Annotated in this window: 22 protein-coding genes, 1 tRNA gene and 1 other RNA gene; 7 read left to right on the top strand and 17 right to left on the bottom strand. The window is 43.2% G+C overall.

The genetic code is table 11. The annotated features are described in order from the left end of the window. The first annotated feature begins 262 nt into the window (after nt 1–262). Nucleotides 263–496: a hypothetical protein gene (locus RBI_RS03740; RefSeq protein ID WP_148303557.1), complete on the top strand. Its 234-nt coding sequence runs from the start codon at nt 263–265 to the stop codon at nt 494–496. A 92-nt stretch (nt 497–588) separates the two neighbouring features. On the opposite strand, the gene RBI_RS03735 is transcribed toward RBI_RS03740, so the two are convergent. The 7 genes from RBI_RS03735 to RBI_RS03710 form a co-directional block, all read right to left on the bottom strand. Beyond that, nucleotides 589–2,322 carry a DUF262 domain-containing protein gene (locus RBI_RS03735; RefSeq protein WP_038671152.1) on the bottom strand — a complete coding sequence of 578 codons (1,734 nt, stop codon included), beginning with the start codon at nt 2,320–2,322 and terminating at the stop codon, nt 589–591. A 69-nt stretch (nt 2,323–2,391) separates the two neighbouring features. Next, nucleotides 2,392–2,610: a 3'-5' exonuclease gene (locus RBI_RS03730; protein ID WP_038671150.1), complete on the bottom strand. Its 219-nt coding sequence runs from the start codon at nt 2,608–2,610 to the stop codon at nt 2,392–2,394. 17 nt (nt 2,611–2,627) lie between these two features. Next, a complete protein-coding gene (locus RBI_RS14920; protein WP_158455074.1) occupies nt 2,628–2,789 on the bottom strand; it encodes a hypothetical protein in 162 nt (53 codons plus the stop codon). An 11-nt stretch (nt 2,790–2,800) separates the two neighbouring features. Beyond that, complete coding sequence (locus RBI_RS03725; protein WP_022288652.1) at nt 2,801–3,445, bottom strand: potassium channel family protein; 645 nt, start codon at nt 3,443–3,445, stop codon at nt 2,801–2,803. 12 nt (nt 3,446–3,457) lie between these two features. Beyond that, on the bottom strand, nt 3,458–4,801 hold the full coding sequence (locus tag RBI_RS03720; RefSeq protein ID WP_081855938.1) for a TrkH family potassium uptake protein: 1,344 nt from the start codon (nt 4,799–4,801) through the stop codon (nt 3,458–3,460). A gap of 89 nt (nt 4,802–4,890) precedes the next feature. Continuing rightward, the gene (locus RBI_RS14495) at nt 4,891–5,139 is read right to left on the bottom strand and encodes a hypothetical protein (RefSeq protein WP_138339106.1); all 249 of its coding nucleotides are present in this window, start codon (nt 5,137–5,139) and stop codon (nt 4,891–4,893) included. 100 nt (nt 5,140–5,239) lie between these two features. Next, a tRNA-Leu gene (locus RBI_RS03710) sits at nt 5,240–5,326 on the bottom strand. Between the two features lie 224 nt (nt 5,327–5,550). Here RBI_RS03710 and RBI_RS03705 point away from each other — a divergent pair. Both RBI_RS03705 and RBI_RS03700 read left to right on the top strand, forming a co-directional pair. Then, entirely contained in the window at nt 5,551–5,931 is a 381-nt protein-coding gene (locus tag RBI_RS03705) for a response regulator (RefSeq protein ID WP_038671146.1), read from the top strand. After that, nucleotides 5,932–6,810 carry a chemotaxis protein CheX gene (locus RBI_RS03700; protein WP_038671144.1) on the top strand — a complete coding sequence of 293 codons (879 nt, stop codon included), beginning with the start codon at nt 5,932–5,934 and terminating at the stop codon, nt 6,808–6,810. Nucleotides 6,811–6,911: 101 nt separating this feature from the next. Here RBI_RS03700 and RBI_RS03695 read toward each other — a convergent pair whose 3' ends face one another. Then, the gene (locus RBI_RS03695) at nt 6,912–7,844 is read right to left on the bottom strand and encodes an IS481 family transposase (protein WP_038671142.1); all 933 of its coding nucleotides are present in this window, start codon (nt 7,842–7,844) and stop codon (nt 6,912–6,914) included. Nucleotides 7,845–8,085: 241 nt separating this feature from the next. Between RBI_RS03695 and ffs the strand changes: the two genes are divergently transcribed. From ffs to recR, 4 genes are all read left to right on the top strand, one after another. Continuing rightward, an RNA gene (gene ffs, locus RBI_RS14490) (signal recognition particle sRNA small type) lies at nt 8,086–8,185 on the top strand. Between the two features lie 37 nt (nt 8,186–8,222). Then, nucleotides 8,223–9,842, top strand: coding sequence for a DNA polymerase III subunit gamma/tau (gene dnaX, locus RBI_RS03690; RefSeq protein WP_242843678.1), 1,620 nt, complete (start codon nt 8,223–8,225; stop codon nt 9,840–9,842). A 24-nt stretch (nt 9,843–9,866) separates the two neighbouring features. After that, nucleotides 9,867–10,217 carry a YbaB/EbfC family nucleoid-associated protein gene (locus RBI_RS03685; RefSeq protein WP_022288657.1) on the top strand — a complete coding sequence of 117 codons (351 nt, stop codon included), beginning with the start codon at nt 9,867–9,869 and terminating at the stop codon, nt 10,215–10,217. Then, a complete protein-coding gene (gene recR, locus RBI_RS03680; RefSeq protein WP_022288658.1) occupies nt 10,217–10,819 on the top strand; it encodes a recombination mediator RecR in 603 nt (200 codons plus the stop codon). The genes RBI_RS03685 and recR overlap by 1 nt, the downstream gene beginning before the upstream one ends. 16 nt (nt 10,820–10,835) lie before the next feature. Here the strand turns inward: recR and tadA are convergent, their stop codons facing one another. The 9 genes from tadA to rpoC form a co-directional block, all read right to left on the bottom strand. Then, complete coding sequence (gene tadA, locus RBI_RS03675; protein WP_038671136.1) at nt 10,836–11,309, bottom strand: tRNA adenosine(34) deaminase TadA; 474 nt, start codon at nt 11,307–11,309, stop codon at nt 10,836–10,838. Next, the gene (locus tag RBI_RS03670) at nt 11,306–12,466 is read right to left on the bottom strand and encodes a CPBP family intramembrane glutamic endopeptidase (protein WP_038671134.1); all 1,161 of its coding nucleotides are present in this window, start codon (nt 12,464–12,466) and stop codon (nt 11,306–11,308) included. The genes tadA and RBI_RS03670 overlap by 4 nt, the downstream gene beginning before the upstream one ends. Nucleotides 12,467–12,613: 147 nt before the next feature. Next, a complete protein-coding gene (gene tuf, locus RBI_RS03665; protein WP_022288661.1) occupies nt 12,614–13,813 on the bottom strand; it encodes an elongation factor Tu in 1,200 nt (399 codons plus the stop codon). Between the two features lie 114 nt (nt 13,814–13,927). Further along, nucleotides 13,928–16,006 (bottom strand): elongation factor G, encoded by a 2,079-nt coding sequence (fusA, locus tag RBI_RS03660; protein WP_022288662.1) that lies wholly within the window; start codon nt 16,004–16,006, stop codon nt 13,928–13,930. Nucleotides 16,007–16,027: 21 nt separating this feature from the next. After that, nucleotides 16,028–16,498 (bottom strand): 30S ribosomal protein S7, encoded by a 471-nt coding sequence (rpsG, locus tag RBI_RS03655; RefSeq protein WP_022288663.1) that lies wholly within the window; start codon nt 16,496–16,498, stop codon nt 16,028–16,030. A gap of 195 nt (nt 16,499–16,693) precedes the next feature. Further along, on the bottom strand, nt 16,694–17,119 hold the full coding sequence (gene rpsL, locus RBI_RS03650) for a 30S ribosomal protein S12 (protein WP_022288664.1): 426 nt from the start codon (nt 17,117–17,119) through the stop codon (nt 16,694–16,696). A 205-nt stretch (nt 17,120–17,324) separates the two neighbouring features. Continuing rightward, nucleotides 17,325–18,668 carry a hypothetical protein gene (locus RBI_RS03645; protein ID WP_038671132.1) on the bottom strand — a complete coding sequence of 448 codons (1,344 nt, stop codon included), beginning with the start codon at nt 18,666–18,668 and terminating at the stop codon, nt 17,325–17,327. A 175-nt stretch (nt 18,669–18,843) separates the two neighbouring features. Then, nucleotides 18,844–19,311, bottom strand: coding sequence for an RNA polymerase sigma factor (locus RBI_RS03640; RefSeq protein ID WP_158455071.1), 468 nt, complete (start codon nt 19,309–19,311; stop codon nt 18,844–18,846). A gap of 109 nt (nt 19,312–19,420) precedes the next feature. Then, nucleotides 19,421–22,999, bottom strand: a complete 3,579-nt coding sequence (rpoC, locus tag RBI_RS03635) for a DNA-directed RNA polymerase subunit beta' (RefSeq protein ID WP_038671130.1) — start codon at nt 22,997–22,999, stop codon at nt 19,421–19,423. Nucleotides 23,000–23,035 lie beyond the last annotated feature (36 nt).

Below are 23,035 nucleotides of genomic sequence, written 5' to 3'. Positions count from 1 at the left end.
AAATACACCCAGCGGCATAAAGCTAGGTGCCAATCTCCTTTGCGAGCTTTATTGCCTGCTTTTTAAACTCTTCATCATATTGTTTTCCTGTTCCCATTGATGACACACTCCCTTGTTTTTATTATACTTTGATTGTTTTATATGTGTCAAGTTTTATTATACAGGATTAAGCTAAGGCTTTTGAAGATGCGGTACTGGCTATCAAGTATGCTGATACTTCCGTGAAGGTCGGCTCTTTCCAGGGTTTGACCTGTCTGTCACGATGCACAGTAACATGATGGGCGGCGGTATGTCCGCTTACCTGAAAGGTGCCGCATCACATACCACGAAGCTGCTTGAGAGCTTTGCACATAACCTGAATCGTCTTGAAGCTGCTCTCTATAACATTGACGGCAGAATTGAACGTACTCAGGAGAACCTTGCCAAGCTCCGGCTTGACCACGCAGAAGCGCAGAAGAACAAGGCTAAAGGCAGGGGCAAGCAAGGAATTGAATAAGCAACTTTGAACCCAGTACTGGAGTCAAAGTTAAAGCGGAAACTCTATAAATAGGGGGTTTCCGCTTTTATTTAACTATAGATATATCAAAATTACTCAGTAATGATTTTGATATTGAATATCCTTATCAATTCTCCTCTTATAAGCTTGCGACGTTCTGTAAAAAAATCATCAAAATCTTTTAATTCAAGAGATACTCCAGAAGGAAGAAATTTAATGGTGTTTCCATCAGCTATCCAATCTTTTAGTGGAGTCTTGTTCTTACTTTCGTTCTCTCTACCTTCAAGGAACTGCAAATTAGGCAGAAGATTTCTTTTGTATTGCCACTCTCTAACTGTTTCTTCTGATAATCCTAATGAAGATATTGGTTTGTCATCAAAAGATACGTGGGGATGACAATGATCCTGATGAAAAGACTCTTGTGACAATTTCAGCGTTGGATATAACAATGATAGAATTATATACGTATTTGGACCGATAGTATAATTATCAAGCCAGTAATCAATGTCTGTTTCTTCGACTTTAAAGGTTCTGTTGCCTGTCAGAGTTACAGAATCAAATATGGATAAAACAAACGGGTTCTTTTTACAGTCATAGCTTTGAAGAGCAGCTCGTGTACTCCTTAATGCGTCGTTGCTTGCAACACCGAAAAGCCTTTTTGCCATTGAAATCGATAAGAATTTTCTTATTTCCTTCTTAGCGCCCTCTGAATTGATTTTTCCACCCTTATAGATAAAATATACAATCGGCATCGTTGCATTATACGATGTCAGGAAACCATCAGACAATCCTATTGATACAAGCGTTTCTACCATATTGATAAATGCTTTTGAAAGATTCTCCCAATCGTCACGAATTTTTTGTATAGTCTTTTTGTCAAACGATTCTATTTTTAAATTTGTAGGCGCATCTGCAAGTACAAGTAGTAAGCGCATCAAGTAATCACGAGAAAAACTAAATGAATCACCTTTGCTGTTGGCAGACTTGAGCGTATTTTCAATATTCTCTTTTCCTTCCTTCCATCCATCAATAAGAGTAGAAAACAGAAGATCGGATTTTGAAAGTTTTCGTCCGGTAGAATTAACTCTTACAAATATATCTAACGCCTCATCATATGTATTTTCAGAAATACAATAGTAATGAACAATGCCATCAGAACCTGAGCTATGTATTCTTGAAAACAGCCTGCACAAATCATTTTGAATGATTTCTTCATAGCCGGCTTTTATGAGTTCCCGTAGTAATGCTCTATCGTCATCAAAAGCTAAAATGTTCTTTACTTTATAATAGTTACCATTATTTGCGTCTTCCTTTGTTAGAAAAGAGAAGCGTTTTGGTGGATTTTCATCGTCTTTTTCCTCATCTTCTTCATTCTTGTAAAAATCAAGATTGTAATATAGCTCTCTGGTTATCCAGTATTTCGGATCGCTTTTTGAACGACCACGACCACCTTTGTAGCAAGTATAAGAACCATATAACGCTATATTGAGAGATGTTATACGTTGCTGACCATCAAGGACGATGTAATAATCACCCTCTTCGCCAAACATTTCAGATGCCTTTTCGTTTTTACTTTCCTCTCTCTTAAACTCTCTAAGGAAAAAATAAAGATTGGGCTTTTCTGCGTTTAGTGTTTTTTTATTGGTTTTCCAAAAGATGCAAGATCCTATTGGATAGCCATCAACTATCGATTCAAATAGTTTTTCAATATCCTCCATGCTCCAGACATATTCCCGCTGAATATCTGGGAGAAGCAGATATTTATCTTTTGCAAGTTTGAGAGCTTCCTTTGCACTCATATCAATATATTTATTAGAATCAGCCATTGTATTATCCCTCCTTGGCTATAAAGATCGCTGTTATGTCAGCACAGTTTTTGTTGTCCAACACCTTTATCAAATAAACTCGGATTTTTTACCGTAACAAGTAATATATGCCTGCTTCTGTGCTCTTGTCAAAGCAACATAGAGAAGACATTTTTCAGCAGTATAACTCTCACGTTCTGCAACAGGATCATTATGATCTATTGCTGTCTCTAAAGGCACTATGCGGTTGTTAGCGGAAACGATGAACACAGAAAATGCTTTAGAGCTTTTTATAGAATTAGCAGTCATAAGGATCACCCTTGTTATTATAACATATCACTTTTGTGTTCGTCAACATCATCTTCTGACAGGTCGTGTCCACGTCTGCTCTTTTGTATCTCCTCGATGAATTCATCTACTTTTTTCATAATATAAAAACCGTAGAGAAATATTGCTCCAACAGATAGTGCAAGCAGAACATTTCTCACACGATCATCTCCTAGATTCTGAAACACTTCTGGATATCCCGAACCTCACCTATGACAAATGCGATGTCATCAGTTTCAATTACAGTGTCCGGTGAAGGGATAAATACCTCTTCTCCGCGTTTGATCGTCAGAATATTGATCTTGAATTTCTTTCGTATATCGATCTGTGAAAGCGACTTTCCGAACCAGTCCTTTGGTACTTTCAGTTCGTAGATCGAGTAATTGTTATCCAAGTGAATAAAGTCGAGTATGCTGTCTGATGCATATTTTGTAGCGATGCGAAGTGCCATCTGCTTCTCAGGATAGACAACCTCATCGGCTCCGTTTTTAAGCAGGAATTTCATTTGTACATCATTTGTCGCACGGGATATGACTTTCTTTGCCCCCAGCTCCTTGAGCAAAGACGTTGTTTCCAGAGAGGACTGAAACCGGCTGCCGAGGGCAACGATACAAACATCATAGTTTCCTACACCAAGCGAACGGAGAAATTCCTCATTGGTGCTGTCACCGATCCTTGCGTTGGTCACATAAGGCAGGATATCGTTGATATGCTTCTCATTTTCATCTACTGCCATGACCTCACACCGAAGCTCCTCCATGCGTCTGGCAATGTGACTGCCGAATTGACCTACTCCGATAATTAAAACTGTTTTCATATATAAGACTCCTTATCCTACGGATATTTTTTCAAGCGGTAAGCGTGAATTCTGACTGTCCGCCGACGGCAGAGCTGCATAAATGAGTGTCAGTCCGCCGACTCTCCCGAAAAACATAAGTATCATCAGTATCACACGGGATACAGCAGACAGACCGCTTGTAATGCCGAGTGACAGCCCTACAGTACCGATAGCTGAGCTTGTTTCAAACAGACAGGTCAGCAGCGGTAGATTTTCCACTCTGCTGATAATGACACCGCTTGTAAAGAACAATACAAGATACATAAACAAAACAGCGCCTGCACTGCGGACAGTTTCGTCTGATATTCTTCTTTTGAAGCACTGCACATCATTTCTGCGGCTAAACACTGTGATCGCAGAAAGTAACAGAACAGCAAAAGTCGTTGTTTTCATACCGCCCGCGGTGGAACCTGGAGAACCACCTATAAGCATAAGAATGACCATAATGGCTGTACCTGATTCATCCATAGCAGCGAGATCAGTTGTGTTAAAGCCTGCGGTTCGTGTTGTGACAGACTGAAACAGTGAATGGATCGTCCGGTCATGGATAGTCCCATGGTCATATTCAAAAAAGAAGAAATACAGCGCAGGCAGAACGATCAAGACAGCAGATGTCATCAGTACGACCTTGCTTTGCAGAGAGTAGCGCCTGATCCTGTGCTTGTGTGTTCCGATATCGCCCCAGACGAGAAAGCCGATGCCTCCCGTAATAATTAGCAGCATAATGATGATATTGAGATAGATGTTGCTGTGGTAAAAGGTCAGCGATGAGAACGGTTCTTTTATGCCGAACAGATCAAAGCCTGCATTGCAAAAAGCCGATATGCTGTGAAACAAGGAATACCACAGTCCCTTAGCGAAACCAAGATCATTGCAGAAAACGGGCGCAAGCAAAGCCGCACCGATCATCTCTATGATAAGTGATGTTTTAAGGATAAAGCCTGTCAGCTTCACAATACCGCCTACCTGCGGTGCGGAGATGGATTCCTGCATCGTACTGCGCTGCCACAGACCGATTTTCCGCCCTGAAGCTCTAATGATCGCAAGCCCGACGGTGATAACGCCCATACCTCCGATCTGAATTAGCATCAGAATGACCGCCTGCCCGAACAGAGACCAGTATGTAGCAGTATCCTTTACAACAAGCCCAGTCACACAGGTAGCTGAAACGGCTGTGAACATTGCATCAGGGAATGAAGTCACACACCGCTGCCTTGATGAGATAGGCAGCATCAGAAGCAACGAACCTACCAGAATTAGGCAAAAGAAACTGATAATGATGACCCGAAATGAAGTCATATGAGTTCTGTTTTTTACTCTATTTTTATGTAACATCGTACACCTCTCGTTAAAATTATAGCTTTATTATATCACATGAGTGGTTAAGGTGCTGTTAAGATTACGGTTACGGTGTTAAGATTTCGTTAAGGCACAATATTGATGTGTGCCGCTTGCCCGTAGTCTATTGGAACACCTGCAAACCGTTCCACACAAGTCCATATCATCATTATGGCACGCGCCACAATGACAGCATACCCTTTTTGAAACTGAATAACCTGAGATTTGCTCACACAAGTACTTCTCAGGTCTTTTCTTTTCAGGCGGTTAGTTTTCCGCTCGGCAGGCTCGGACGGCTCTGAGGGGCGTTTCTGTTCGTCTGAAAGCACTGTCAAGCCGAGGTCATCGCCAATGCTCTTGGTGGTGAAGCAGAGACAGAAGAGAATGAGGACACTAATAAAAAAAACAGGCTCTTGATACAAGAACCCGTTTTCATGGTGCCGGTGACCGGGGTCGAACCGGTACGGTATCGCTACCATCGGATTTTGAGTCCGACACGTCTGCCAATTCCATCACACCGGCACATAACACTATGATTATAGCATACTTTTTTCATTTTGTCAAGCAAACTGCAAGTAAATTCTGCATTTACTGGTTTGTATATTTTCAACATAAAACACATTTGACGACTCTTGACTTTTGGAGAATTTTATGATATAATTAAAAACAAGGCAGTAAAGAAATTATTTTCTCCGTCATCGGCAATTACGGAACTGCTGCCGCAAAATAATCGGGAGGGATCTATCGTGAATATAAATGAAATGACAGTGCTTATATGCGACGATTCTATGTTCGCTCGCAAAAAGCTCAGTATGTCTATTTCTGGATTTGGAGTAAAAGCCGTTTATGAAGCAGCCGACGGTGAGGAGGCTGTCAGCAAATATAAGGAGTTCAAGCCTGACGTGGTTTTCATGGATATCATCATGCCAAAGGTAACAGGTATTGAAGCCCTCAAACAGATAATAGCAGAAGACCCTGACGCTAAGGTGATAATGGCTTCTTCTGTTGGTACTCAGAGCCATTTGAAAGACGCTCTTAAATCGGGAGCTGTGGACTTTTTGCAGAAACCTATAGCTGATAATGACGCTCTTAAAGTCCTTGAGAACGTTGCAAAGGGGGTACTGTAAATGTTTGCGCAGTTTTTTGGAGGCTACCTCTTTAACCATAAGCTTTGTACCGCTGAGGATCTTACACAGGCTTTCGAGGCTAAAAAGCATACAAGACTTCGCCTTGGCGTTCTTGCTATAAACGCTGGTCTTATGACAGCCGAGCAGGTGGAGCACGTCAATATCACTCAGCAGAGTGTCGATAAACGTTTTGGCGACCTTGCCGTGGAGCTTGGCTATGTTACCGCTGACGACGTTGAAAAGCTTCTCGTTCAGCAGCCTACAGATTACCTGCTCCTGGGTCAGACCCTTGTTAATAACGGTGCTCTTACCAATGCTGAGTTTGAAAAGGCACTTAAAGACTATAAGGCTGAAAATCAGATAACCGACGATATTTCAGACAATCAAACAGAAACTCTACATAACCTTATCAATGAGTTCTATCATTTTGACAATGATGAAAATGCTCGTATCTGTACTGATTATGTTACTTTGCTTTTCAAAAATCTTATCAGATTTATCGGTGACGATTTCACTCCTATGGAAGCGTCAGTTATAAAGAATTTTGCAGCAGAACATATCGTTATCCAAAAAATAAATGGAAAATATAACGCTGAGGCTTGCATTGCCACAGATTCAAAGACATATATGGCTTTCGCTGAGAGGTTTGCCAAAGAGAGCTTCACGGAGGTCGATGACTTTGTAAACGCTACAGCAGGCGAATTTCTTAACGTAAACGACGGTCTGTTCGTTGTAAATGAGTCAAACGAGCATGGCGTTGAGCTTACACTCACACCGCAGAAATTTTTGGAAAATGGTGAGCTTGCCCTGTCAGGCACTGCATTCTGTATCCCGGTGAACTATCCGTTTGGCAAGCTGAATTTCATCATTGCCACCTGATATAATTTTACAAGCACATAATATCCGCCGCTGTCCAGCTTTGTTCAGCGGCGTTGATGTTCTTTGCCTTTTTTATAACTTTTTTTCAAAATGTAGGTTTGTCAATCATATTGGACACTATTATTAAGAAATTCGATAGGCGAAAACCATTTGAGGGGACGCATAGGACGGTTGTTTGTTCGACTTAAACGTGCAGCTAGCTGCACGTTTAAGTCGTCGCAGGAATAAAACCTATGGCACGAATAGAATTTGTTGTGATCTTCTCGGTGACTGCGCTCTACTTTGCCATTGTGCCTGGGCGTATATGGACGAATGAGTTTGTGTTCAATGCCAAGTTGTGAGAGCGTATTCTCAAACAGCGTTTTCTTGTCTCTTTTGCTTGGCGAAAAGCGGTTAGTAAATTCAAATCCATTGTCGGTCTGAATACATTTCACCGTTATTCCTCTGCGTTTGTACCATTTCACCAGCCTTTTTACAAAGTCTGCTGAAGAATAGGTGCTTTGCTCCTCATATCCGTATAAAAATCTTATCCTGGTATACTCATCGATCGCCGTGTATTGGTACAGCTTCATCTCTGGGTCAGCTATACACTTTCTCGGAACTACCTTTACGTCCACCTGAATACGCTCTCCGGGGTATGTCATCTGCTCGTATGGCTTTGGTTTATACGTCGCTTTCTTCGGCTTTTTCGGAAGCATTCCTAGTTTTTTCATAACCCTGTAAAGACTTTCAAGACAGCGTGTATACCCTTGTTTTCTGAGACGATGCCATAGTTCGGGAAGCTCAAGCGTTGGGTTTCGTTTGTGATACCTTTTGATAAGATCTATTTCTTCCTTGGTATGCTCGTTGGGATGATGATGCGGTCGGCGTGATTTAACTGCGAGGGACTCCACACTTCCGTCCCAGCGTTTCAGCCAGAAATATATATATGAACGTGATTTATTGTATTTTCTGCTCGCTCGGCTCACTCCATATTTCTTTGCGTAATTCATTAAGGATTGACGAAACTTCATATCTTGTGTTATACTATTCATGAGAGATAGGCTTCCTTTCTGATTTGTATTTGTGTGGTAACTTTATTTTATCAGATTTTTGCCTATCTCTCTTTTCTTTTTTCTTAATTTTGTCCAATATCTATTGTAGCACTACAGCCTTTTTTATAACTTTTTTTCAAAAACACTTGAAATTTCATTGGAAGTATGTTATAATAGTAGGGTAACAAAAGTTAGATTGATATGATTCAGTTATTGTTCCTCATCAATCCGAGATATAGGTGTGCGGGTCCTGTGCAATGAAACGCTGTGAACCATGTCAGGCGGGGAACCGAGCAGCATTAAGCGGTTTGTTTCGTGTGTCACAGTTCCGCCCGCACGCCCATATGTCGGATTGATTTTTTTATTTTCTTGATTGGAGTGAGAGTTTTGTATCAGGCATTGTACAGAAAATGGCGTCCAATGTCATTTGACGATGTTGTTTCACAACCGCATATTACAACTACTCTCAAAAATCAGATAAAAAGCGGCAAGACCGCTCATGCCTATCTTTTCACAGGCTCGAGAGGTACGGGAAAGACCACCTGCGCAAGAATTTTTGCAAAGGCTATCAATTGCCTTGACCCACATGACGGTGAGCCATGCCTTGAATGTGAGATATGCAAAGACGCTGACAACGGCACTCTTTCCGATATTATCGAGATTGACGCTGCTTCAAATTCTAAAGTAGACGATATCAGAGAGTTGCGTGAAGGCGTTGTCTATACTCCTGAAAGATGTAAATATAAGGTATATATCATAGACGAGGTGCATATGCTTTCCGCGGGCGCATTCAATGCCCTGCTGAAAACTATGGAAGAACCTCCTCCGCATGTCAAGTTTATTCTTGCCACTACGGAGATACATAAAGTTCCTGCTACTATCGTGTCGAGATGCCAGCATTTCGACTTTCACAGGATAAGAAACGAGGACATCGTTTCAAGGCTTATGTATATTGCTTCACAGGAGGGCTTTACCCTCCACGAAGATGCTGCAGGCATGATAGCAAGGCTTTCTGACGGTGGTATGCGTGACGCACTTTCTCTTTTAGATCAGTGCGTTGCCTATGAAAATGACATAACCCTTGACGTTGTGTCCTCAGCTTCCGGCATTGCAGGACGTGATTATCTTTTTGATATTCTTGAAAAGATAGCCGAAAAGGACGCCGCAGGCGCACTCAGAGTCGTTGACAAGCTTTATGATATGTCAAAAGATCTGAAAGTCTTGGCAGGTGAACTGCTCGCTCAGATGAGAAATGTCATGATAATCAAAACTATCGACAACAACAAGGATCTTATAACTTGTCTGCCTGACGAGTATGAAAGACTTAAAGCCCTTGCAGAACGCATGAAGCTGGACGAGATACTCGGGGATATAAATACTTTGCAGGAGTGCAGCGAGCGTTTTGCCAAAAGCACATCAAAGCGTATTGAGCTTGAAATGTGTATCATAAAGCTGTGCGGAGCTGCTCAAAAAGCAGGTGCAACTGCGCAGGCTGTATCAGGCAATGCTGAGATCACAGTGCTTCTTAATAGAATAACTCAGCTTGAGAATGCACTAAAAAGTGGTTCCGTTTTGCAGACTCAACCGCAGATCGCCACACCGGCTCAGCAGGAACAAGCTCCACCACCAAAGCCTTTTGACCCGGATTTCAAGAAAATGAAAGCAAGCGACTTCAAGCTTGTGCAGACTTGGGACAACATTGTGGAGCAGGTCAAGCAGACAAATCCTGCCATAGGCTGTTTCTTAATCAATTCAAAGGCTTATATGTGTCAGAATGTGCTGCTTATGATAGTACACAATGACTTTTATCTCAAAAAGTTCAAAGCAAGCGGCGATGCTACAGTGCTTAATGAGATACTGAAAAATAATTTCGGACAAAACTTCACTATCAAAGTCAAATCAGCCAAAAATGTCGCACCTGAGGATACGGAAAATCCTATAAATCAGTTGCTTGACAAAGCGAAAAAACTTGATATTGAAGTTGATATAAAAAAATAATTTTGAATATAAGGAGTTTTTAAAATGAAAGCAAGACTTCCACAGGGAATGGGCAAGGGTCCTTCCAATAACATGAATCAGATGCTCAAGCAGGCTCAGAAAATGCAGGACGAGATCACAGCTCTTCAGGCAGACCTTGAGCAGAGAGAGTTCACAGGTACAGCAGGCGGCGGAGTTGTTGAGGTAACTATCAACGGCAAGAGAAACGTACTTAAGCTTGATATCAAGCCTGAGGTAGTTGATCCGGAGGACGTTGAAACACTTCAGGACCTCGTTATGGCAGCTTTTAATCAGGCTGTTGCTAACCTCGATGAAGTAAGCGACACTGAAATGCAGAAACTCACAGGCGGAGTATCATTCCCAGGTCTGTTTTAATGGCTGAGTCAAACGCACTGCCTTTGGTACTTCTGGCAGAGCAATTTGCAAAGCTCCCTGGTATAGGCATGAAGTCCGCACAGCGCCTTGCCTACTATGTTATGTCCATGACAGACGAGGACGCATCGGCTTTTGCAGCGGCTATCACTAATGCCCACAAAAGCGTTCATCTTTGCAGCGTTTGTCAGAACTTTACTGACAAGCCAAAGTGTCCTATCTGTGCCGATCCAAGACGTGACCACACAACGGTCTGCGTAGTAGAAGACCCAAAGGATATAGCCGCTTTCGAGCGTACTAAGGAGTACAAAGGCGTTTACCATGTTTTGCATGGACTTCTCTCCCCTATGGACGACATTTCCCCTGACAAGCTTAAAATAAAAGAACTGCTTGCGAGGATAGAGCCTGAGAATGTTAAAGAAGTCATTATGGCTACTAATCCTACAGTTAATGGCGAAGCTACGGCAATTTACATTTCAAGGCTGCTGAAACCCCTTGGTGTAAAGGTCACACGTTTGGCGTTCGGTCTACCCGTTGGCGGAGTGCTTGAATATGCTGATGAAGTGACGCTTTACAAGGCTTTGGAAAATCGAAACGAAATATAAGGAAAACCTCCCCGAATTATTCGGAGAGGTTTTTTTTGCGTCTAAGATTTTTGAAAAATTCCGTCAGTGTATCTGCACACTGCTCTTGCAGTATACCGCCTGTGCAAAGAGGTCTGTGATTATAGGGTAGCTCAAAAAGATTTACCACCGATCCGCAAGAACCAGCCTTTTTGTCATACGCACCAAAAACCACACGCTCTATTCGAGAATTTATTATCGCACCCGTACACATAGGGCAAGGCTCGAGAGTAACAAAAAGCTCACAACCCATAAGCCGCCAACCCCCAAGATTGCGACTCGCTTCCTCAATAGCCACAAGTTCGGCATGAGTCAAAGGGGAACGCCCATACTCACGACGATTGAATCCCCTGCCGATTATTTCACCGTTGGAACGCTTCACAACTATCGCACCCACAGGTACTTCCCCCTGCTCTGCGGCAATTTCCGCAAGCTCCAACGCTTTTTTCATGTAAAGCTCATCTCTCGTCATATTATCCTCGCACACACAAACATGGTCACAAGAATTGCAGCTATCCACACTGCGATCGAGTTAGTTGCAATGAAAGACTTAACTCGCTTTGACATCGTCATAAAAGAATTATCATTTTCAATGTTGAATGTCCAGTCACCAAAGCTTGTAAGCTTCGAGTACATCACAAGTGATACACCAACGATCACTGTACAGATTATGACTTCTGCTATTTTTGCATAAGGAAGATCATAGAGAACAATGTAACTTAATACAAAATTAGTGATGTGGGCGCAAATACTCATTGAAATTGCAGTAAAAACCGAGCCTGTTCGTATAGTAAAAAGTCCAAGAACCGCAGTACAACATACAACAAAAGGCAGATATGTAATATCATAGTAGCATAAACCATTCACAACAGCAGTGATCATAATAGCGAAGGTGTCGCCAAATTGACGAAAAGTCTGCAAAAAAACTCCTCGAAATACTATCTCTTGCATTATAGGAACAATGATCGCAAAGAAAGCAAAAGAAACAAGAGCAACAACAGGATCTTCAGAGAATACAAAAATAGAATATATCCCGTCTAAATGCACAGTTGAGAACAGCAGACTAAGGATATATTGTCCAACTCTGCCCACAACGATTATGACCATCATAATAACCACAGCAGTTCCACGCATTTTTTCGTAGCCCTTTGAATTTGCAAAAACGACTTTATTAGGGATCTTAGTAACGATCTTAAAAATAAGACCAGGCACAACAAACTTTGCGGCAAACAACAGACCTAAAATAAAAGTCATTCCAACACCATATCTGCCATATCCGCCATCTGTTTGAGAAAAATACACAAATGTACCAGTTGTATCCGGCGCGTATTTATTCACTATAAAATAGTTAAGAAAATCAATAGCAAGCATTACCACAAGACAAATGCCCAACAAACTACAGCATTTTAGCATAGAGATCCTCTCAGCTACCTCTGCCTTATGAGGCACAAAACCCTCGCCATCAATGTATGAGTGTTCTCTTGTATCATGTATAAACTGGAATCCAAAAGAATTCTGAGGATTTGAACGCCACTTTGCAAACGACTTCTTATAATCATCACTCTGATTTTGATAAGTGGTATCCTGGGCAACGTCAATCATATAATCTTTAGTATTTGTATCGTTCAAATTCTCACCTCCGATATACTAATTATAGCATATCACCGTACTTTTTTAAAGCATGCAAATATCATTTAACTTATTATTCATAATATTTTAAGACAAAAAAAAGATCGGATACATATTGTACCCGATCTTTATATAGCGAACTAAAAATTAGTCTCTAACAGCTGTAACGACGCCAGAACCTACTGTTCTACCACCCTCACGGATAGCGAAACGAAGTCCCTCTTCGATAGCGATTGGAGTGATAAGCTCAACATCCATCTCTACGTTATCGCCAGGCATGCACATTTCCTTGTCAGCAGGAAGTGTGATAACGCCAGTAACGTCTGTTGTTCTGAAATAGAACTGTGGTCTGTAGTTGTTGAAGAATGGAGTATGACGGCCGCCCTCTTCCTTCTTCAGAACGTAAACCTGACCTGAGAACTTTGTGTATGGGTGAATGGAACCTGGCTTACAAAGAACCTGGCCTCTCTGAATGTCAGATCTCTGGATACCACGGAGAAGTGCACCGATGTTGTCGCCTGCCTCAGCGTAGTCAAGGATCTTTCTAAACATCTCGATACCTGTTACAACAGTCTTTGGTCTCTCAGTTGAAAGTCCGAGGATCTCAACTTCGTCACCAGTCTTGAGCTGACCTCTTTCAACTCTACCAGTAGCAACTGTACCACGGCCTGTGATTGTGAATACGTCCTCAACAGGCATCAGGAATGGGAGATCAGACTTTCTGTCTGGTGTTGGGATAAATGTGTCAACAGCGTCCATAAGGTCAAGGATTGGCTTGTAAGCTGGATCTGAAAGATCGTCTGGAGCTTCAAGAGCTGCAAGAGCTGAACCCTTGATGATTGGAGTCTCGTCGCCAGGGAAATCGTACTTGTCGAGGAGCTCTCTGATATCCATCTCAACGAGGTCGAGAAGCTCTTCATCGTCAACCTGGTCAGCCTTGTTCATGAAAACAACGATAGCTGGAACGCCTACCTGTCTAGCAAGGAGAAGGTGCTCTCTTGTCTGAGCCATAGGACCATCAGAAGCAGCAACTACGAGGATAGCGCCGTCCATCTGAGCAGCACCAGTGATCATGTTCTTTACATAGTCAGCGTGGCCTGGGCAGTCAACGTGAGCATAGTGACGGTTCTTTGTCTCATACTCAACGTGAGCTGTGTTGATTGTAATTCCTCTCTCTCTCTCCTCTGGAGCTGAGTCGATGTTGTTGTAATCCTTCTTCTCAGCAAGACCTTCAAGAGCAAGAGTCTTTGTGATAGCAGCAGTAAGAGTTGTCTTACCGTGGTCAACGTGACCGATTGTACCAATGTTAACGTGTGGTTTGGTTCTTTCGAAATGTGCCTTTGCCATAGGAATTTTCCTCCTTAAAATTTAATAGTTTCCGATTTAACATACCGTAGTATAATTATATCAAATAAAATGCAAATTTGCAATAGAAAAAGCAGAAAATTTTCCGCAAATTTATTAGTCCTTGTTTCTTGAAGCCATGATCTTCTCAGAGATAGACTTTGGTACCTGAATGTAGCTGTCAGGCTCCATTGTGTACTGTCCACGGCCCTGTGTCTTAGAACGCAGGTCATTTGAGTAACCAAACATTTCAGACAGTGGAACGAGAGCGTCTACCTGAACAGCACCAGTTCTCTGCTCCTGACCGAGGATCTGTCCACGACGGGAGTTGAGGTCGCCTATAACTGTTCCGAGATAATCATCAGGAGCGATAACGCAAACCTTCATGATAGGCTCAAGAATGATTGGTGAAGCCTTTCTCATAGCCTCCTTGAACGCCATAGAACCGGCGATCTTAAATGCCATTTCAGAAGAGTCGACTTCGTGATAAGATCCATCGTACAGCTCGACCTTAACGTCAACTACCTGGAAGCCTGCGAGAACACCATTCTCCATAGCGCCCCTGATACCTGCATCAACTGCTGGGATGTATTCCTTAGGAATAGCACCGCCGACAACCTTGTTGATGAACTCATAGCCCTTACCGGACTCGTTTGGCTCAACGTTGATCTTAACGTGACCGTACTGACCCTTACCACCTGACTGCTTAGCGTACTTGTAATCAACGCTTGCAGGAGCAGTGATTGTTTCCTTATATGAAACCTGAGGAGCGCCGACATTAGCCTCTACCTTGAACTCACGGAGAAGTCTGTCTACGATGATCTCAAGGTGCAGCTCGCCCATTCCGGCGATAATTGTCTGACCTGTTTCCTCAGAAGTATAAGTTCTGAATGTTGGGTCCTCTTCAGCAAGCTTTGCAAGAGCGATACCCATCTTTTCCTGACCTGCCTTAGTCTTAGGCTCGATAGCGAGCTGGATAACAGGCTCAGGGAATTCCATTGATTCAAGAAGTACAGGGTGCTCTTCATCACAAAGAGTGTCACCTGTTGTTGTGTTCTTCAGACCGATAGCGGCACCGATATCACCAGCGTAAATTGTGTCGATATCTTTTCTTGCGTTAGAGTGCATCTGAACGATTCTTCCGATTCTCTCGTCCTTGTCCTTAGTGGAGTTATAAACTGTAGAACCGGCTGTCAGAACACCTGAATAAACTCTGAAGTAGCAGAGCTTACCAACGAATGGGTCTGTAGCGATCTTGAATGCGAGAGCAGCGAATGGCTGATCGTCGCCTGAAATTCTCTCAACTTCCTCACCTGTATTTACGTCAGTACCCTTGATGTGTGGTACGTCGATAGGTGAAGGCATATAATCTACAATAGCGTCAAGAAGCTTCTGAACGCCCTTGTTTCTGTATGAAGTTCCGCAGGTAACAGGTACCATTGTGTTAGCGATAGTACTCTTTCTGATTACCTTCTTCATCTCGTCGATAGTGATCTCTTCGTCTGCGAAATACTTCTCAGCGAGATCGTCATCAACTTCTGCAAGATGCTCGATAAGGTCAGCGTGATACTGTTCAGCCTTTTCCTTGAGGTCCTCAGGGATCTCTTCCTGACGGATATCCTTTCCAAGGTCATCATAGTATACATAAGCCTTCATTTCGAGCAGATCGACGATACCCTTGAAGTCGTCCTCAGCACCGATAGGGAGCTGGATAGGAACGGCATTACAATGAAGTCTTTCATGGAGCATATTCAAAACGTTGTAGAAGTCTGCACCCATGATATCCATCTTGTTGACATATACCATTCTTGGTACCTGATAGTTATCAGCCTGTCTCCAAACTGTTTCAGTCTGAGGCTCAACACCACCCTTAGCACAAAGAACTGTTACAGAACCGTCGAGTACACGAAGTGAACGCTCAACCTCAACTGTAAAGTCAACGTGGCCTGGAGTATCTATAATGTTGAGTCTGTGACCCTTCCAGTAGCAAGTAGTAGCAGCAGAAGTAATTGTGATACCTCTCTCCTTCTCCTGTGCCATCCAGTCCATTGTAGATGCACCGTCGTGTGTTTCACCGATCTTATAGTTTACACCGGTATAAAACAGGATACGCTCTGTAGTAGTAGTCTTGCCGGCGTCGATGTGTGCCATGATACCGATATTACGGTAATCCTGCAATTTACATTCTCTTGCCATATATATCCTCCTTTATACCTCTTACCATCTGTAATGAGCGAAAGCCTTGTTAGCTTCAGCCATCTTATGAGTTTCGTCACGCTTCTTGCATGAGCCGCCAACGCCGTTAAGAGCGTCGAGGATCTCTGCTGCGAGTCTCTCTCTCATTGTGTCCTCGTTTCTTTCACGAGAATACTTTGTTATCCATCTCAGACCAAGTGTCTGTCTTCTGTCAGGACGAACCTCCATTGGTACCTGGTAAGTCGCACCGCCTACACGGCGAGCCTTGACCTCCAGCTCAGGCATGATGTTATCCATAGCCTCCTGGAATACTTCAAGAGCAGGTCTGCCTGTCTTTTCTTCGACAATTTCAAATGCTCCGTAAACGATCTTCTGGGCAACACCCTTCTTACCGTCAAGCATGATGTTGTTTACAAGACGTGTAACAAGCTTAGAATTGTATACTGGATCCTGAAGCACGTCTCTCTTTGTAACTCTACCTCTTCTTGGCACTTTAATTCCCTCCTTCACAAATAATGAATTCACAGGTACTCGCTCTGTAACCACGGCACACAGCCGTTTTACAGCCCCGTCAGTTCCTTGTAGAGTCAACTAATATATATTAATCACTCCACATAAACTGTGGTCTTCGCAATATGCGACAATGAGTTATTACCTTGTTACTAAAATGAGCTTTTCAGTTTTTGATTACTTGGCTGCTCCTGCCTTTGGCTTCTTAGCGCCATACTTGGATCTCGCCTGCATTCTCTTAGCAACGCCCTGAGCGTCGAGAGTGCCTCTGATGATGTGATATCTTACACCAGGGAGGTCCTTAACACGTCCGCCTCTGATAAGAACAACGGAGTGCTCCTGAAGATTGTGTCCGATACCAGGGATGTAAGCTGTAACTTCATTTCCGTTTGTGAGCTTAACTCTGGCAACCTTTCTCATAGCTGAGTTTGGCTTCTTAGGTGTAGCAGTTCTTACTACTGTGCAAACGCCACGCTTCTGTGGGCAGCTCTGATCGATAACTACCTTCTTCTTTGAGTTGAAACCCTTCTGAAGAGCAGGAGCTGTAGACTTGTCTGCAAGGACATTTCTTCCTTTTCTTACTAACTGGTTAAAGGTTGGCATATTTTCTCTCCTTTCATAGATTTGATACTATACGCTGATATACAATACATCAGCATACCTTGATATTATACACTATTCTCCGTCTCTTGTCAAGCACTTTTTCTTGACTTTTTTAACTTTTTGAAAATTTCAGTTAAATTTTCTGTCAAAAGCTATAAAAAGCACAGGGCAGCGGCTTTTCACGTCCTGCCCTGCAAATTATTCCTCATTCCGTCTTGCTGTCTGTATCTAAAATTTCTCCTTTATCCGCCACTTCGACCTCTGTCTCGCTGAATCTATGATAAGTTATAACACAATCGCTGTCGTCAGTCTTGTCCGAATAGGTTATATCGTTTTGTACTTCGTTGATATAAAGTTTCAGATCATCACTAAAATAGGTGTTTGCACCCGTTGCAAATTTAATTGCAACGAGCCATTCATTTTCATCAAAGAAGTAATTTCTGTTGTTCTTTACCGTCGCACTTTGGGAACCGTACCATTCATTATTAGTATCGTCCTGCTCCACAATATCCTTATAATTGGAAGTTATACTGAAATATCTTCCGTCCACCTTGATAATTATGCCTTCCTTTGACCCTCCTGCTGTGGAAACGTTTATGGCTTTACCCTTTTGAATTGGTGTTATTATCAGCGGATAGATAATATCCCTTTCGTAATTGTCAGCATCATAATTGATATGCTTAACAGAATTTACCAGCGTACCAATTTTAAATCCCCAGTCCTTTTCAACAGGATTTAGCACAATGCTGAAGTCGTCAGCTTGCAGTATCATATCTTCGTATATATGCTGTACACTATCAAGAATGAGCTTATCAAGCTTTTCCTTGCCTGTATCCTTTGAACTGTCGATATCATAAGCATAGGCTATTGATGATCTAAGTGAATAATAGAAGTCTGTTCCAAAGCTGTCGCCACCGACCGTTTCGCCAAGACCTGTTGCGATCTCATCCGAGTTCCAATTACTCAGATTATCGCAGTTTGTGCCGACTGCGATTTTTTCGCCCACTTTCAGTTCGTCCGCATAAACAAACTTCCCTGTGGTAACATCTTTCGCTCTGAAATCAAGTTTAAACGCAGCGTAATAGTGGTATTTCAGGTATTCATATTCATTCACAGTAACATAGTCGATCAATCCGCCCTTTTCAGAGGTGTATTTCTCAACATATATCTTATCGACAAAAAGATATCCCGTTCCGTCCGAGCCGCAGCCGGCATACGTTCCGACCGCCGTTATCTCTTTGTCTTTAACGACCTGCTTAAGCGCATTTTGTGCCTGTTCTAAATCAGCCGTAAGCTCAGTGCTGTCAAGGCTTTCCGAACTGTCTATACTTGGCTGCTGCATACCGACATTGATCTTATGCTCATCACCGCTGCGATAAAGGGTCAGCGCACCGCCCACCACCAGAAGCAAAGCCGCAAGCACCGCACCTGCAAGCTGAAAGCCTGTAAGTTTTGTTTTATTTTTCTCTGTAGGCTTGTCATACATAAGCACACTCTCCTTCCAATCCGAAGGAGTTTTTATACAGTAAAAAGCATTTATCTTTTTCATTTGCTGCCCCTTTCTGTGATATCCTCATTGCAAACTATACCTTTAGTCAATGTTATGCTGAAAGTCCAGCCCCTACATAATAGTTTTTACCTCTTTTGTAGGGGAGCGGCTCAATTTCTGTTTCACAGAAATGCGACGTCCCGATACTTTATGTCTTTATTGACATTCATATAGTTCACAACATTATCATATCCTTCAGTTGTTCTCTTCCACGTTTGAGATGTGTTTTTATCGTGTTTTCCTTGATATTTGTCAGCTCAGCGATCTCCTGCACTGACAGCTCCTCAAAGTAATAAAGATAAATACTATCCCGATATTTCGGGGGAAGTCTGAAAATAAGGTCAAGTATCTCTATGTCGCTGCCGTCCTTTGAGAAAGACGTTATGCTGTTCAGATCGACTGTGTTTTTCCTCAAACGATACCGCAAAACACTCCGGCATTCGTTGAGAGCCACTCTGATGAGCCACGCTTTCGGGTTTGGCAGACTGCCTTTTTTCATCTGCTTGAAAAGCTTGAAGAACACGTTCTGATAGCAGTCCTCAGCGTCGGAAAAATTTCCCGTGTGCACCACGCAAAGCCTTGTTACCATATCCGAATACTCCTCTACAAGTTGGCGGTATTCGCTTTCGGTCATATTCTTCATGCTTTCACTTCCCTTCATATACTAAAACGCCGTGGCAGGCAAAAAGGTTTCATACAAAATAAAAAAATCAGCCCGCATGAATGAACCATGCAGGCTGATATAAAAGTCATTAGTACAACGGTGTTTCTGCGGTGTTATGATTAGCCGCACTCTCATTCTTGACCACCTGAACGTTGTTGTAAACGTCCATACCGGTGCCGGCAGGAATGAGCTTACCGATAATAACATTTTCCTTAAGACCCATGAGCTTATCGGTCTTGCCTCTGATAGCTGCGTCTGTAAGAGCCTTAGTTGTCTCCTGGAATGAAGCAGCCGACAGGAATGAATCCGAGTAGCTTGAAGCCTTTGTGATACCCTGAAGAACAGGAACAGTTGTGATAAGTCTTGCGTTCTCGTCGCCAGCGTCGATCTGAGCCTGTATCTCCTCGTTGAGTCTTGCGACCTCTCCTCTGTCGATAAGTGAACCAGGGAGCAGATAGCTTGAACCGGAGTCGTCGATCTTGACCTTTCTCATCATCTGACGAACGATAACTTCGATGTGCTTATCGTTGATATCAACACCCTGCAGACGGTAAACCTTCTGAACTTCGGTGATGATGTAGTTCTGAACAGCTTTAGGACCATTAACTGCAAGGATATCAGCTGGGTTGATAGAACCCTCTGTGAGTGGCTCACCGGCTGTAACAGCCTGTCCCTCACGAACTCTTATCTTGTAGCCGTATGGGATAGCATAAGACTCCTGCTCAGGATTTTCAGTGTCCTCGCTTGTAACAGTGATCTGCTTGGTCTTCTTGACCTCCTCGATCCTAACTACGCCGTCGATCCTTGTGATGATAGCAGCACCCTTTGGACGTCTGCTCTCAAACAGTTCCTCGACTCTAGGAAGACCCTGTGTGATATCTTCCGCAGAAGCGATACCACCTGTGTGGAAGGTTCTCATTGTAAGCTGTGTACCAGGCTCACCGATAGACTGAGCGGAGATTACGCCGACAGCCTCACCGACCTGTACGATATTGCCGTTTGCAAGGTTAGCGCCGTAGCACTTAGCGCAAACGCCATGCTTAGCCTGACACTGAAGAACTGATCTGATAGAGATAGAATCCTTGCCCTCAGCTTCAAGTGCAGCAACTATTCTTTCAGCGTCATGAACGTTTATGAGCTTGTTTCTTGAGCATATCATCTCGCCTGTCTTAGGATCCTTGAGGTCCTCAACAAGGTATCTGCCCACAAGTCTCTCGCTGAGAGGCTCAATCATTTCGTTTCCGTTCTTTATGTCGAATATCTCGATACCAACGTGAGTACCGCAATCCTCCTGACGAATGATAACGTCCTGAGAAACGTCAACAAGACGTCTTGTAAGGTAACCTGAGTCAGCAGTACGCAGAGCTGTATCGGCAAGTCCCTTTCTCGCACCTCTGGAAGAAATGAAGTATTCCAGAATGTTAAGACCTTCACGGTAGTTAGCTCTGATAGGCATCTCGATAGTTGAACCTGATGTGTTGGCGATAAGTCCACGCATACCTGCCAGCTGTCTGATCTGGTTGATAGAACCACGGGCACCTGAGTCAGCCATCATGTTGATTGGGTTATATGGGTCAAGGTTAGCTTTCAGAGCCTCTGTAACTTCGTCTGTAGCGTTGTTCCAGATCTCGATGAACTTCTTTGACTTCTCTTCTCTTGAAATATAACCTCTCTTATACTGCTTGTCTATCTTGTCTACAAGACTGTCAGCCTTAGCAAGGATATCCTTCTTAGCCTCAGGGATAGAAGCGTCGCATACCGCAACTGTGATAGCAGACTTTGTAGAATACTTATAACCAAGGCTCTTGATGTTGTCGAGAACTTCGGAAGTCGTAGTCGTACCGTGCTTCTGGATACATTTATCAATGATATCAGAAAGCTGCTTCTTCTTTACAAGGAAGCTTATCTCAAGATCGAACTGCTTTTCTGAATTTGTTCTGTCAACAAAGCCAAGGTTCTGAGGAATGATAGAGTTGAAGATAAGTCTTCCGACTGTAGCGTCTATCACCTTTGATACCTGCTTGTCGCCTATCTGCTTGGTAATTCTTACCTTGATAGCAGCGTGAAGTGAAACGATGTGCTGATCGTAAGCCATAAGAGCCTCGTTCACATCTCTGAACACCTTGCCCTCGCCAGGCTCGCCGTCCTTCTTCAGTGTCAGGTAGTAAGAACCAAGTATCATATCCTGTGTAGGAACTGCAACAGGGCGTCCGTCTGAAGGCTTCAACAGGTTGTTGGCAGCCAGCATAAGGAATCTTGCCTCAGCCTGAGCCTCTGCTGAGATCGGCAGGTGAACAGCCATCTGGTCGCCGTCGAAGTCAGCGTTGAACGCTGTACAAACCAGTGGGTGAAGCTTGATAGCTCTGCCCTCTACAAGGATAGGCTCGAATGCCTGAATACCAAGTCTGTGAAGTGTAGGCGCACGGTTGAGCATTACAGGGTGACCCTGAATAACGTTTTCAAGTGCGTCCCAAACCTCTGGCTCAGCTCTGTCTACCTTTTTCCTTGCAGACTTGATGTTGATAGTAGGATTGGTGTCAACAAGTCTTTTCATAACGAAAGGCTTGAACAGCTCAAGAGCCATTTCCTTTGGCAGACCGCACTGATACATCTTAAGCTCAGGGCCTACGACGATAACAGAACGTCCTGAATAGTCGACACGCTTACCAAGAAGGTTCTGTCTGAAACGTCCCTGCTTACCTTTGAGCATATCTGAAAGTGACTTGTATGCTCTGTTGTTAGGACCTGTAACAGGTCTGCCGTGTCTGCCGTTGTCGATAAGTGCGTCAACAGCTTCCTGAAGCATTCTCTTTTCGTTTCTAACGATGATGTCAGGTGCTTCAAGCTCCAGCATTTTCTTAAGACGGTTATTTCTGTTGATAACACGTCTGTAAAGGTCATTAAGGTCGCTGGTTGCGTATCTTCCGCCGTCCAGCAGTACCATAGGTCTGATATCAGGTGGTATAACAGGTATAGCCTCCAGTATCATCCACTCAGGTCTGTTGCCTGATGTTCTGAAAGCCTCAACGATCTCCAGTCTTTTCAGAAGCTTGATACGCTTCTGACCTGCAGGAAGATCCTTCAGCTCAGTTTTAAGCTCTTCTGAAAGCTTATCGAGGTCGATCTCTTCAAGAAGCTCCTTGATAGCCTCAGCGCCCATGCCGGCTCTGAACTCGTCCTCGTCATACTTTTCCTGCATTTCGCTATAATCCTTTTCAGTAAGGAGCTGACCCTTGATAAGCTCAGTGTTACCTGGATCTATAACGATGTATTTTGTGAAGTAAAGAACTTCTTCAAGTCTTTTCTGTGATATTTCAAGCATCTGTCCTATTCTTGACGGAGTTCCCTTGAAATACCAAATGTGAGAAACAGGTGCAGCAAGTTCGATGTGACCCATTCTCTCTCTACGAACCTTGGCTCTTGTTACCTCAACGCCGCAGCGCTCGCAGACTTTGCCTTTAAAGCGAATTTTCTTATATTTACCGCAGTGACACTCCCAGTCCTTTGAAGGTCCGAATATCTTTTCGCAGAACAATCCGTCCTTTTCCGGCTTCTGAGTACGATAGTTTATTGTTTCAGGTCTGGTAACAACGCCGTAAGACCACTCACGGATCTTCTGAGGCGAAGCAAGACCGATCTTGATTGATGCAAACTCATTGAATTCCAACAGCAGTACCCTCTTCCTGTTTAGTTTGAAGCACGG

Source organism: Ruminococcus bicirculans (ex Wegman et al. 2014) (assembly GCF_000723465.1).
GTDB classification, from domain to species: Bacteria; Bacillota; Clostridia; order Oscillospirales; family Ruminococcaceae; genus Hominimerdicola; species Hominimerdicola aceti.
This window is presented reverse-complemented; position numbering and strand designations above follow the sequence as displayed.